Below are 13,100 nucleotides of genomic sequence, written 5' to 3'. Positions count from 1 at the left end.
GACCGTGCTTTCTCCCAGGTGTGTGCTGGGTGATAAGCGAAAGTCATCGGGTTGCCGCCCGGTGGCTTTCTTCGTTTTTCATTGTCTTTCCCTGACTCTAAATGACACCGGTGTTATTTACTAGCCATGACACGCGAAAAATATGCCTTTTACCTGCGGTTACGTATGGCTAGACATATGGCAAGCTATACGTAACCGCGTTTCAGCTGCACAGGGCTGTCTGCGCAGATTTACCATCACGGGACTTTTCCCAGTTCAGGCTGCGCATATTTACGCATACAACGAAAGCGGTTGCGCAGATTTACCACACACTCTGCGCTGATTTACCGATACGCAGAAAAAGCGTGCGCAGATTTACCCATACGGTGGCGAATTATCCAGAGCAATAGGTATACAGCAATACAGTAATACAGGTGCCATAAACCTGTATTACTGTATTGCTGTATGCCTGTAAACCTTTATTTATTGTTGTGGACGTATTCTTCGAGGTAGGTGCTAACAATCTCGCGGATGGTCACGCCTTTTTGGGCGGCGATGACTTTAAGTTCTGCGTGAAGGTCGCGGTCGATTTCAATCGTCATCTTCTTGACGTAGTCGCGGCCTGTGGGTTGGTGGAATGCGCTTCGCACTGTTTTCTTCTCGGCTGCTGGAGTTAGCTTCGTGGCTTTTTTCATTGAGGTTCGCGGGCCTTGCTGCGCCCTGGCGCGTTCTTTACTGGTGCTCATTTCATCATCTCCATGAGTTCGTCGGCGACGTGGTCGTAGCCGTGCATGTCGGGGCCTGGGCAGTATCCAAACGCTAGGTGCATATCTTCGCGTAGCGGGATTTCGGTTTTAAAGTGCGGCATGTGTTCCGCGTCGAGCGCTTCTCGTGCCGCGTCAAGGGCGCTGGTGCCTTTCCTGGCGAACGTCAGTAAGACTGCATGAGGTGTTCCGTTGACTGCGTCGCGCAGCTCCCATACTCGGGAGAGGTCGGCAGCAGCAGAACGGGTCGGAAGAATGATGAAGTCGCTGACTGCGATTGCTGCTTCGATAGCGTTCTCGTCTCCTGGCGGCACATCGATGAACATGAACTCATCGTCTCCGACGAGCGCTGCTTGCCTATCGACGCGCTTGGGGATGGACAGCTCAACCTCAAACGGTAAAGGATCACCTCCATCCTCTGCGCGTTCAGACCATTCCAGTGCCGAGCCCTGCCGGTCTAGGTCGGTTACGGTCACGGTCTTTCCTCGGTGGGCGAAAACCGTGGCAAGAAACATCGTTGTGGTGGTCTTGCCAACGCCGCCTTTGGCGTTAATGGCGGTAATGATCATGGCTTCTCCTAGGTGTATAAATCATTGCCCCTACCACTTTACAGGTTTAAGTAAATACTGCTTTACAGGTTTACAGTAATACATTTTTACAGGTGCCTGTAAAGACAAAAGAGCAGGCAGATAGCACTTTTATTTTTCTTTATCGTCAGACTCGGCAGAAAGTCCAGCAAGCATGATGCGGTAAAACTCGTTTTCAATGCTCTTTTCTTCGAAGTCCGCAGCGACGTGTTCCCAGTGGTATCCCTCCAATTGGGGCAGCATCGCTGTTACTGCCATCTTGAGGTAGAAACCACGACTGCGTCCGGTGCGAGCACACAGTGTGTCTAGGCGCTCGATGATGTCCTCTGGCATGCGTACAGATACCACGCGCCCGGAGGGGTGGGGTCCTTGAACCATTGACGTAAGTCCTTCCCTTGCCTGTCGTAAACATTGTTTACGTACTGTCTTTGGCAGTCCTACTCTTTTTCTCGTGAGCGTTATTTGCTTTCGTAAACATTGTTTACCATATGTCCGGAGTCCACAAGGGCGCGCGAAATTTTCTACAGTTCCGGGCTGTCGTTCTCCGGGGTGTCATCGAGCCAGTTGTCTTGGTCGCTGTCGTAGTCGCTATCTGTGGCGGCTTGCTGGTGGAACCGGGCGAGCATCTCATCATCTGCGGTGGTACTAATACCGAGTGAGTCGAGGACGTCCAGGGTGTTCTGTAGCGCCTGCTCGTCGCTGCGTTGGGAGCGCAGTTCGTCTAGCTCGGTCTTAAGCTGGCGAATCGGATCTGTAAAGCTGTCGCGATAGTCCACGGCCTGGTCATAGGATGCAGCTACCTTGTCGCGCACGGTGATTGCTTCGTCTAGGAGGGCCTGGTCGTTGTTGCCGTGGCGTAGCCTGCCGAAAAAGCCCCTCGAGTTCTTCGTGTCCTCGAACTCGCGCACTACAGCATCTTGCTTGGAATACTGCTGTCCGAGCTGTTCAACCTGCTGGTTAGCCTGGTCGTACTCACCACGCAGCGTCTCAAGCTGAGTGTTTACCCGTTCTATCTCGGCATCGATACGCTCCACGGCGTCATTGGACGGTGTAACGCTGTACTCGTTGCCTGATTCCGGTTCTGGCACCTCATCGGCGTTGTTGGCCTGGGCGCGAGCATGGAAGTCAGCAAAGCGCGCTTCGCGTTTAGCGGCAAAGCTGCGCATGTACTCACCCATGTCGGTGCCGAAAAACGGGTTATCGGTATCCGTTTGGGAAGGCTGGTTGACGAGTTTGGTCAGCTCCCAATCCTGCTTGGCCTGCCCAAACAGCGCCTGGGGTGTCTTATCGCCTTGCTCGCGCATTCCTGCGGACACCAGCAGGTCGCGGGCGTATTCGTCAGACTCACGACGGATAATCTGGCTCACCTGGCCATGCCCGGTCTCGGTATCTCCCGGCTGGGTCTCGGCGATATAGAGGAAGTTGCCCTCACGCCCACGGGTCATAGGAACGTAAACACTGGACTTATCTAGGTTGCCCACACCAGCAACAACGCGGGCCACATCCACGGTCGCGCCTTGGGAACTATGCCCAGTAGCGGCATAGCCCAGCTGGGTGTGTTTATCGAGGTAGTCGCGGTTTAGTGTCACAGTGGCTAAATCATCATCACACCGTCGGGCCGTAATGGAACCGTCTTTCCCGATGGAATCAACGACCCAGCGTTGACCATTGCGGACAACATCGCCGTTGCTGGTCACCAACTTCGCATCGTTGCGACGAGTCAGGATGACATCACCGACACCGGCTGTCAGTCCATCGGACAGACCTAGGCGGTGCTCAGGGTTAATCTCGCCGCGCTCGGCGCGAATCTTCTGCGCCGCAGCATTGAGCGCAGTGACCTGGTCGCGGGTTGCTGCAACCAGCAAGGACTGCTTTCCTGCGGCAGTATCATCACGCCACCCGGCCAACGCATCGTCCATCATTGCCGTAACCGATCCTGCGTGCAGGCGCTTGTTCTGCATGTACCACTCGGCGGCACGAGAAACGTCTGCTTCCTCGCCACCGCGCAGCCACTTCGATGCTTCACGCTCACCCGCATCACGCTGGCGGAACACCTCGCGTAGCTCAACGGCATCAGGCAATTCATGAGACAAGGTAGCCAGCAAGCCAGAACGAGCTTTCACCGCCGAGTATTGTTCTGGGTCTCCCACAAAGACCACGCGCGCGCCGGCAGCAGTGGCAGTCTCCAGCACACGGATCGTATCGGGGTTAGACACCATACCGGCTTCATCAACAACCACAACGGTGTCCCGGTTCCAGCCCAGCTTCACCGCTGTATGCTCCGGTATCAGATCGTCTGTGCCAACAAAAGCACGCGCAATCGTCATGGATTCATCAGCCACATTCTCACCGACCATCACATCCGCCGCCTTGCCGGTGGGAGCTAGACCAATAACATGCTTGCCCGCCATATTCCATGCGTGATGTGCAGATTTAAGTGAAGACGTTTTACCGGCACCAGCCGGTGCGACCACCACAGAAGCCAAATAGTCAGAGCCGACAACCGCGCGCATAGCATCAGCCTGCGCAGGCGAAAGCTCACCCTCAACCGGTTGAATCGACTCGGCGGTAACCCCGCGCTCCACGCGCGCGGTAGCCATATCAACGCCACGTTCAACCTCGTCGACCACCTCGACAGTGGTGTACTTCTGCGAACCTTCACGCTGGGTACTATCCAGCTCGCGGGACTTCTCCGGGGTCACCGACCATGTACCGTGCGCAGCCAACGCAGCATCAACCAGCCCCTCAACCGTAACCGTCATATCCTCCGGGGATATGGCACCGGGGCGGATAAGTTCTGCTACTTTCTCGGCTACATCAGCGCGGGTAAACGTGGAGCGTTCTGCGGCAACTTCCGCCAAAATTTGGGACGGTTTCGGCAAGAAATCCTCGGAAGATTCACGCGCATCTGCTTCATTTTTCGGCTCAAGTCCGGCCACAAACTCACGCACCTGCGCGCCGTGTTCAGCACGCGCCCACTCGATTTCCAACTCCTCTAGTGGGGTGTCGGTGTCCTTGGTACGCCGGGTAATTTTCTGCGCGATACGCTCATAGGCCGCACGGGTTTCAAGCCCATTGTCGGCCTGCCACTGGTCGATTTCACGCGCCCTGGTCGAGTACGACGCAATCAATTCTGGGTCATCAAGACCGACAATTTCAGCGCATCCATTGACCACGTCGCCGAACTCCACGCCGAGTTTCTGGCTCAAGATTTCACGCACCGTGGCTTGATACACCATGCCTGCCGCGCGCGCCTCATGGTACAAACTCACCCCATCGAGCGTGCGAACTTTGCCGTCTCGGCATAGCTGTTTATTCGCCAACAACACGTGTGAATGCACGTGCGGGTCGCCCGCACGTGAAGTGCGGTGCTCGTATTTCACGCCCGAAATACCCGCCAACTTTTCAACGACAAGACGTTTTCCGGCCGGCTCTTTTACTTGCTTTCGCGTGTAGCCGGCATGCTCCGACAAGTAATCCAGCGCCTGGGATACTGCCGCCTGGTGGGCCTCATCGACGATGCCACGCACGTCAGAATCTGCACCCATACCCCACAACAAGGAGACAGATTTCGGCGCACAAAAAGTCAGATCGAAGCCTGGAACACTATCCTTTCGCGGAGCATTTCCAAGCCCCGCACCGCTCGGAGCAACCGCCTTATTGAACCAATTCTCAACCGTTTTTCCCGACACAATCGCACCGTTGTCAGTGCCCAAAAATGCCGAAACCTCGGAGAGTTTTTCACCCCGAAGCCACACCGAAGCCGGTTGCTTTCCGTCCTCGGAATAGTACGAATCCGGCCCCCGATTCTCATCAACCGTGGACTGATAATAGGCCACGGAATGTGCACCCATCTTCGCGATAGTCAGCACGCCGCCACCTCCTGTCAATCACCACGGCGACCACCTGGACACCCCATTGGGCAACTTGTTGCAAATGTACCATGAAACTGGGCGCGCCAGCGAGCATAGGTCGCGGTCAGGGGCTGCTGGGTTGACCCAGGCGGTGTCGCCGATTTCGGCGGCGGCATGGGGTTCGTCGGCGGTGACGGTGCGGGTGTAGGTGAAGATGGTGCCGACGACGACCTCGCCCGGTTCGTTGGCGGCGGGAGCGTCGAAGGTGCCGAGTTTGTTGAGGCTCTCGGCATCGAGGGTGAGGCCTACTTCTTCGGCAACTTCGCGCAGGGCGGCGTCGACAAGCGCCTCGCCCGCCTCGGGCTTGCCGCCGGGCAGTTGGTACTTGGTGGAGGACTTCTTGCGCACGGTAAGCACGTGGCCTTGTGGGTTGCGGATGACGACGGCTGCTACTTCAATCATGGCTGCTGATTGTAGGCGGCCTAGAGCAGCGGCAGGAGCACGAGGGCGAGATTGAGTGCGATGACCAGCGCGGCAAGCGTCCAGCCCACGGCCATAGACCAGGGTTTCGCGGCGAACTCACCCATGACGTCCCGGGAGCCGGCATAGCGGAAAAGCGGGATGATGGCGAAGGGGATGCCCAGGGAAAGAAGTGCCTGGCTGACCACCAGTGCCATAGTGGGGTCGACCCCGCAGCCGATGATGACCAGCGCCGGGATGAGCGTGACCAGGCGGCGGACTAGTAGGGGGACCTTGATGTGAAGCAGGCCGTCCATGATTTCGGAGCCGGCGTAGGCGCCCACTGACGTCGAGGCGAGGCCGCTGGCCAGCAGGCCGATGGCGAAGAGAACGCCGGCCAGCGGGCCGAGGTGGCTGGCAATCGCCGTGTGGGCCCCGGAGATGGTCTCTGTGCCGTCCACGCCGTAGAGGGCCGAGCCCGCCAGGACCAGCAGGCCCACGTTGACGAGCCCGGCGATGGACAGCGCCACGGCGATGTCCGCGCGGGTGCCGGCCAGCACGTGGGGGATTTCCAGGTCGGGGTAGCGCTGCTTGGTCAGGGATGAGTGTAGGTAAATGGCGTGCGGCATGACGGTGGCGCCCAACATGGAGGCGGCCAGCAGGATGCTGTCCTTGCCCTCTAGGCGGGGGATGAGGCCGCCGGCCACGTCGGCGGGGTCGGGCGGGGCGATGGCGAGGCCGGCAAGGAAGCCGATGCAGATGACCAGGAGCAGGCCGATGACAAGCCCCTCGAACCACTGGTTCTTCTTCTGGAAGATGAGGAGAATGATGGAGACCGCGCCGATGATGAGCGCGCCCGCGAACAGGGGGAGGTTGAAGAGGAGTTGCAGGGCAATGGCGCCGCCGATGACTTCGGCGAGGTCGGTGGCCGCGGCGATGAGCTCGGCCTGGGCCCACATGCCTAGGCGCGCGCGGCGGGAGAGACGCTCGCCCATGATTTCCGGCAGGGAGCGGTGGGTGACTAGGCCCAGTTTGGCGGAGTGGTACTGGATGAACATGGCCATGAGGTTGGCCACGACGAGTACCCACACCAGGAGGTAGCCGTAGTGGGAGCCGGCGCTGATGTTGGCGGCTACGTTGCCGGGGTCGACGTAAGCCACTGCAGCAACGAAGGCGGGGCCGGTGAGGCTGATTAAGGTCTTACGCATAGGCATCTCCATACCAAAAGTTCAACTACTTGAAGTCTAGTTTTCATCGCCATATGTTCAAGCCAGGGGGGTGCTTTCATTTTGTCCTGACCAAGTGTGCGCTGATTTACCCTCACGCGTGCGCTGATTTACCCTCATTGAGGCAGTTATTCACAGGGTTTAACCTGCACGTTTATCTATTTTCACAGGTGGCTTATAACTATATCCCTGTATCTCTATACCCAGGGGTGATCAACCAACAAAACCGTTCACTACGGGTTACGGTTTAGGCTCCCGCCTCGCCTTGCGGCTCGTTGGGCTGCCGCCCAAATCAATAGATTTGGTTGCCACCAAACACTCCACTACTCAAGGCACACACGCATTCTCACTGCCCCACGAGAAAAGAAAAACAATCCAAAAATAAACCTCTCCCCAATTTCGACGACCTGACACATCCGCCCACTCCCCTCTACGCCCACCAGGGCGTGTCCGGGACACTCCGTAGTGTGGTGGGCATGAACTTTTTCAACCGACTCCGCGAGACTCTCACCCACCTAGACAACGCTCTAGACAACGCTGCCCACCCGCAGGCGGGCAGGCCAGTCTTTGCCGTCATTGACACAGAGACCACGGGGTTTAACAAGCGCTACGACCGCATCATTGAAATTGCCGTCGCCCGCTTTGATGAATCTTTCCGGCTTGTCGACCAGTGGCACACGTTGATTAATCCTGACGGCAAGCAGATTAAAAACTCCCACATCCACGGCATCACCAATGCTGATGTCGCCCACGCCCCCACCTTCCCAGAGGTCTACACCGAGTTCGCCACACGTGTAGATGGGCTGGTGCTCATGGCACACAACGCCCCATTTGATTCCAAGATGATTCTTGCTGAAGCCGAGCGCATCATCCCAGACGGGGAGGACGTGTACTTCCCATTCGTAGATACCATCGCCCTGGCTAAGCAAATGGTGTCCCTGCGCTCCTACAAACTCGCTTCCCTGCTTGACCATGTTGGGCTGAATAACCCGCAGTCCCACGCGGCTATCGCCGACGCGACCGCCACCGGACAGATGCTGAACAAACTTTTCGGACGCGAAGCGGCCAAGATTGCACGCCAAATCATCGACCAGGCCGTCACCTTCAACGCCGCCCACACCACCGGCTGGGGACTACCTTGCAAGCCCACCGCCACACGCCGCTAATCCCGTGCTCTGGCTAGGGGTGCTCCCACATCTCCACAGAGACCGGGTTACGCCCAGCAGAAGCAACCTGACGCAGGTTAATCGTGCGGTAGCTGGCGTACTCCTCCCCTTGCTCTACCGGCATAAGCATCGGCCATAAGCGGCTACTACCAGCAGGAATTAAACCCATAGCAATACCTATAACAATAGGTATAGTGCCGCGTATTACTCGTAGTTCTTGCAGCTGCTGCGCGCGCTGCCTACACTAAAGACGAACAGCCTGATTGTCGCGCACGCAGTCAGACTGGGACATAAAAATAACCCCAACCGAGTACCAGTCGGCTGAGGTTATCGGACCTAAAGGCCCAAGTGAAGCAAGGCGTTAACTAGCTTCACTGTTGCGGTCGCAACGTTAAGGACTCCGCTCACCACGTTAAGGATTGCTGTCCCCGTGGTGGCGGGGTCTTTTTCTTGCGACCGGGTGTATCCAATGAGGTTAAGGGTCAAAAAGTGTGTCCGGAATCGCGGATTTTCACGGATTGACCTGTAGGTTTCCGGAAAGTATATGCTCCGGAAGCATATATCTAGCCCCCGACGGGAAATCCTCGGTGTGGCAGCCGTGATGTGCTATGCGCGGCGTGGTGTGGTGTCGCAATGTCGAAGAACCAACCACGCTGCCACTGCGGCGGTGAAATGAAACGCAACGGCACCACCAGCAAAGGCACCACCAGATGGCGCTGCAAACAATGCGGCGCCTCCAGCGTCAAACGTCGAAACGACATCACCAACGCGGCAGTGTTCACCCAGTTCATCGAGCATTGCACCACCGCAATATCACTCGACGACCTAGCCAAACGAAACGGTGTTAGCCGCGCCACCATGAAGCGGCGCTTCAAGTGGTGCTGGCTCGTTGATGTGCCTGACCCCACCGCCGGCCACCACAAGCGGATCTACGACCAGGTATTTCTCGATGGCACCTACACCGCCGGTGGCTGCCTGATCGTCGCGGCGACCATCGACCACGTGATCGCCTGGCACTGGTGCAAACACGAAACCACCCGCGACTACCAACTGCTGCTTGAACGCATCGAAGCCCCACTCATCGCCGTCATCGACGGCGGCCAAGGCGCATACAGCGCAATCAAAAAGTGCTGGCCGACTACGAAAATTCAACGCTGCCTCGTCCACGCCCAACGTGTGGTCCGCCGCTACACCACCACCAACCCACGCACCGATGCCGGGCGCACCATCTACCGACTTGCGCTGAAACTGACCCGGATCACCACACTGGATGAAGCCGCCGCGTGGGGTGTGCAACTGCACGAGTTTTCAACGATCTACCGGGAATGGATGAACGAGAAAACCATGATCAAAGACCCCAAAACAGGTGCATGGACCCGCGTGTGGACCCACCACAACGTGCGCAAGGCCTACAACAGCCTCAACCATCTTTGGCGGTCCGAGATGCTGTTTGTCTACCTCAACCCGCCAGCAGGAGTCCTTGCGCCCGAGCGGATCAAATCCACCACCAACAGCTTAGAAGGCGGCATCAACGCCCAGCTCAAACTGCTCGCCAGAACCCACCGCGGCAGATCAGGCGAACGACAACGCCGCATGCTGGATTGGTGGCTCTACTTAAAAACGGAACTGCCTGACGATCCAGTACGAATCGCCAGGCAGTCCGACTGGGGCCAGGGCCAACTCGCCAAAGTATCCACCCTGACCCAAACCGAGAACCAAGCCGACCACGAAACAGGACGCCCAGCCCTCTACGACAACGCTATCGACACCGACTACACCCACTCAATCGGCATTCAAAAAGGCCAAATCTAACCCCCGCGACACGCCGAGCCAGACACACATTTTGACCCTTAACCCTCCAATGAGTGTCTACCCATCGTCTACCTCCCTTACGTCGTAGGGTCGTCCCCTCGCCTAACAAGACGCACGGAAACAGCCCACGTGAACGCGCGGACCAACCGCGCACCGACGAGGAAGCCACACACCCACGCAAGGCGGGGTGTTTGTGGACCATTAGTACTGTATCAACCGGGTGTGCACACACCCTGAGATTGTGAAGAAGTGCCCTACATCCTGCATTTATTCAAAATCTAAGTGTGGTCATTGACCGTTTAGGGTTATTGGGTGAGGTACTTATACAGTGTGGTGCGCCCAATGCCGAAGCGGCGGGCAACCTCCGCTTTCGGAACCCCCTCGCTCACCCACTCGCGCGCCTGCACTACTTGTTCCTCGTTGAGGACTTTCGCCCGCCCCTTATACACACCGCGCGCCTTGGCTTTCGCGATACCTTCGGCCTGGCGCTCACGAATAATCGAACGCTCAAACTCCGCCACCGACCCGAGTAGACCGAGCATGAGCTTGGCCACCGGACTGGAATCTAATGAATAGGTCTGCCCCTCCTTCAAAAACTTCACGGATACTCCGCGTTCGGCGAGTTCATCGACCAGTCGGTGGAGGTCGATAAGCGAGCGGGCAAGCCTGTCCATGCTCACCACAATGAGTTGATCGCCGGCACGCACATAATTAAGCGCCCCATCTAAGCCGGGGCGCTGGGTAGACGAACCACTCACCGTGTCGGTGAAGACGCGGAAGACTTTTTCCTTCTTCAACGCCGCCAACTGTCGGTCAAGATTCTGGTCTTTGGAACTCACACGCGCGTAACCGATTTTTTGACCCGTAACCACCTCTGGTTGTTCGGGAATGTCTAGAGGTAGTGACGGTTCTGTTTCATTACTCATAAACCCACCCTAGCGAACAGTGAATTAAACACGATGCATGTAATTCCCAAACTGTTCACTTAGCGTATACCCTAGAAAGCTCCTTACTGGGAGAACGTTGTTGGAAGCAGCTGCGGTCTGGCCCACACCGTAAGTAAGTAACGCTTGGACTCTTAGGGAAAGCCACCCAGAGCGTGCCCCTATCATGCACGCGCTGGATGGCTCCCTCTGTGCCAGCGGGGCAACCAAAGGGGCTTACTCGGGAGGGTAAATAAGTTAAGCCCCCTTGCCAGCACTACTGACTAACCAAGAGCATAACCACGCGACGTGGTTCCGCAACAGGAGCGGGACGTTAGTTTTGTTGCGAGTCTTGGTCGCTAAAAAACTCTGCGGCGTCATCGGTAAGCGCCTTCGCGATGTTTATTAGCTCATCTGCGTCGCCTTGCCAGTCACGCACTGCGGGAGTGCCCGGTAGTTGGTTGAGGACTTCGAGAAAGCGGGCGGCGGCGCGCAAAGCGCTGGCCACTTCGTAGCAATCCCCCTCCAGCTTGGCGGGAGAAGTATCAATCAGGCTCAGGTCGCGGGGTTCGTTGTACTCGGTAAGGAAGCTCATGGTCTCGACAATAGGCCGCCCCCGCGACATGAGTGCGGCCTATTCGAACAAGCATTGAGCTAGTCGTTGGTCGGTTTTCTGCTTTCCATTCCTCAATATGGGCAAGCCAGCGCACTTTGAATTCGGTGAGGTTATGGCGGAGGGTTGCGAGGTCTAGGAGAACAGAGGAAGTCATGCTTTGAAGCATATAAGCTGCCCTGCCCCTCAAGGTTTTCTTCAAGTGAGGTTTTATCTAACTGCCTAACGGCAGGGGAACCGTATATTGCTTACGGTATGAGACCCCTTAAACGTCCGGATAGTCACCGCTCTTCTTTAGCTCCGCGACATGCCTAGCAACCGTGGCGCGAGAGACTCCTACCTCTGCCCCTATTTCAGCCCACGTGGGAACTGTCCCTGTCTGGAAATACTGATCGTTCACCATTTGGCTAATACGGGACTTCGTAGATCGTCCTTGAGCCTTTTTCTTACGGTGCGTCTTTTCAAGCTTCGACCTTTGTGCTTGCGCATATTTGCCCTCGGGGTCTGTTTTCCAGCGTTGTGCGGCTTTTTGTCCGCCTCTGCGTCCCATCGTGGCCAAGGCTTTCCGCTCGCTGCTGGTGGCTTTACCTGGTGCGTTAGAGCCGCTGTAGGTCTCGCTCTTGGATTGGGCGACATACCCGCGCACGCGCCTTGCCATGGTTTGGCGGTCGCGCATGGGTGGCATCTCGTTGTCGCGGCCTGCACCGCCGTGGGTGTGTGCGACGTTGTAGGCGTGCTCATAGGCGTCGATGATTGCTGCGTCTGTCAGGCGTTGGCCTTGCTGGCGCAAGCGGTGGCCAGTCTTAAGCGCATGTCTAAAGGCTGTTTCGTCGCGTGCTGCGGTTCCTTGGACAATCCAGAGCACACGCACACCGTCGATAAGTTCCGGGTCATACTGGTCGAGACCACCGGCGATTTCCGCGTCTACGTCCTGGGCGAGTGCTTTGAATGCTTGGGCTTCTTCACGGCGGGTCTTGACCGCGTTGATAAGTTCGCGGCCAGAGCTGAATTGCTGGCGTGGGGTGGGGTTGAACTGGTCGTGTCCTGCCATATCCCTTACCTGCTTTATCAAGTCTCCAAGGCGCATCACCCGGTTGTGCTGCCTATACCAACGATAAGCGGTAGGGGCTTTGCCTGTGTAGAACGGGTTGCGGCTAAAGCGGTGGGAAAAGTGCGGGTCATGGTCTAAAAGCTCACCCAGCACACGCGTGGTTGCTGCAAGAAGCTTCATCTGCGCAGATTTACCGTTACGGTCAGCGTAGACAGGGTCAATAAGCCATATGAACTGGGCTTTGCCGTTAGTTGGGTTAATACCCACCCAGGCTGGCCCGACGCTATGAGTAATCAGTGAGCGCACCACGTCGCGGACGTACGGGTTTAAGTCTGCGGGGTCACCGCCTGCGGTACCTACTTGGTCAACGTCTACGACCAGGACGGCGGCGTACTGCTTGGTGGTGAGCATGGCGTACTCGCACCGTCCTAAAGCATCAGTCTCGAAGCGATACATACGCGGCGAGTTCGTGCCGTCAGCGTTGCGTCGATAGGCCTTTTTAAAGTCTCGTGTGACTGAACCGTGGAGTACATCGCGGCCTAGATGATCGCGTAAAAGGTCGCGGTCACTGGCAGATGCTGGGGTGTTGTCCAGTCCACCACGGTCGCGCTCGACGCGGGTAGGTGTTTTAGTGTGCGCATTCTGCGCATGAGTCTGTAAACTCAT

12 protein-coding genes are annotated in these 13,100 nt (G+C 57.1%); 2 read left to right on the top strand and 10 right to left on the bottom strand.

Translation table 11 applies throughout. The features are described from left to right. Positions 1-458: 458 nt before the first annotated feature. The 6 genes from ACP8J1_RS11855 to ACP8J1_RS11830 all read right to left on the bottom strand — a co-directional run bounded on the left by ACP8J1_RS11855 (position 459) and on the right by ACP8J1_RS11830 (position 6,851). Positions 459-725, bottom strand: coding sequence for a hypothetical protein (locus ACP8J1_RS11855; RefSeq protein WP_011117486.1), 267 nt, complete (start codon positions 723-725; stop codon positions 459-461). Then, entirely contained in the window at positions 722-1,312 is a 591-nt protein-coding gene (locus ACP8J1_RS11850; protein ID WP_010993829.1) for a ParA family protein, read from the bottom strand. Before ACP8J1_RS11850 ends, ACP8J1_RS11855 begins: the two co-directional genes overlap by 4 nt. 129 nt (positions 1,313-1,441) lie before the next feature. Continuing rightward, complete coding sequence (locus tag ACP8J1_RS11845; protein ID WP_011117485.1) at positions 1,442-1,708, bottom strand: ribbon-helix-helix domain-containing protein; 267 nt, start codon at positions 1,706-1,708, stop codon at positions 1,442-1,444. A gap of 143 nt (positions 1,709-1,851) precedes the next feature. Next, positions 1,852-5,202: a MobF family relaxase gene (gene mobF, locus ACP8J1_RS11840; RefSeq protein WP_011117484.1), complete on the bottom strand. Its 3,351-nt coding sequence runs from the start codon at positions 5,200-5,202 to the stop codon at positions 1,852-1,854. A gap of 18 nt (positions 5,203-5,220) precedes the next feature. Beyond that, positions 5,221-5,646: an NUDIX hydrolase gene (locus ACP8J1_RS11835; protein ID WP_011117483.1), complete on the bottom strand. Its 426-nt coding sequence runs from the start codon at positions 5,644-5,646 to the stop codon at positions 5,221-5,223. 20 nt (positions 5,647-5,666) lie between these two features. Further along, entirely contained in the window at positions 5,667-6,851 is a 1,185-nt protein-coding gene (locus tag ACP8J1_RS11830) for an Nramp family divalent metal transporter (RefSeq protein WP_011272788.1), read from the bottom strand. Positions 6,852-7,345: 494 nt separating this feature from the next. Here ACP8J1_RS11830 and ACP8J1_RS11825 point away from each other — a divergent pair, with 494 nt between their 5' ends. Further along, entirely contained in the window at positions 7,346-8,035 is a 690-nt protein-coding gene (locus ACP8J1_RS11825; protein WP_023022049.1) for a 3'-5' exonuclease, read from the top strand. A 13-nt stretch (positions 8,036-8,048) separates the two neighbouring features. Here the strand turns inward: ACP8J1_RS11825 and ACP8J1_RS11820 are convergent, their stop codons facing one another. Then, entirely contained in the window at positions 8,049-8,204 is a 156-nt protein-coding gene (locus tag ACP8J1_RS11820; RefSeq protein WP_023022048.1) for a hypothetical protein, read from the bottom strand. Between the two features lie 464 nt (positions 8,205-8,668). Here ACP8J1_RS11820 and ACP8J1_RS11815 point away from each other — a divergent pair, with 464 nt between their 5' ends. Continuing rightward, complete coding sequence (locus tag ACP8J1_RS11815; RefSeq protein ID WP_005323424.1) at positions 8,669-9,847, top strand: IS256-like element IS1249 family transposase; 1,179 nt, start codon at positions 8,669-8,671, stop codon at positions 9,845-9,847. A gap of 305 nt (positions 9,848-10,152) precedes the next feature. On the opposite strand, the gene ACP8J1_RS11810 is transcribed toward ACP8J1_RS11815, so the two are convergent. The 3 genes from ACP8J1_RS11810 to ACP8J1_RS11800 form a co-directional block, all read right to left on the bottom strand. Continuing rightward, entirely contained in the window at positions 10,153-10,773 is a 621-nt protein-coding gene (locus tag ACP8J1_RS11810; RefSeq protein WP_023022028.1) for a recombinase family protein, read from the bottom strand. A 331-nt stretch (positions 10,774-11,104) separates the two neighbouring features. Next, entirely contained in the window at positions 11,105-11,365 is a 261-nt protein-coding gene (locus tag ACP8J1_RS11805; RefSeq protein WP_148086566.1) for a hypothetical protein, read from the bottom strand. Between the two features lie 283 nt (positions 11,366-11,648). Continuing rightward, positions 11,649-13,100 (bottom strand): replication initiation protein, encoded by a 1,452-nt coding sequence (locus ACP8J1_RS11800; protein ID WP_010993828.1) that lies wholly within the window; start codon positions 13,098-13,100, stop codon positions 11,649-11,651.

The sequence above is a fragment of the Corynebacterium sp. LaCa_205 genome (genome assembly GCF_057458085.1).
Note: the sequence above shows the minus strand (reverse complement) of the source record. Positions and strands in the feature narration are given on the sequence as shown.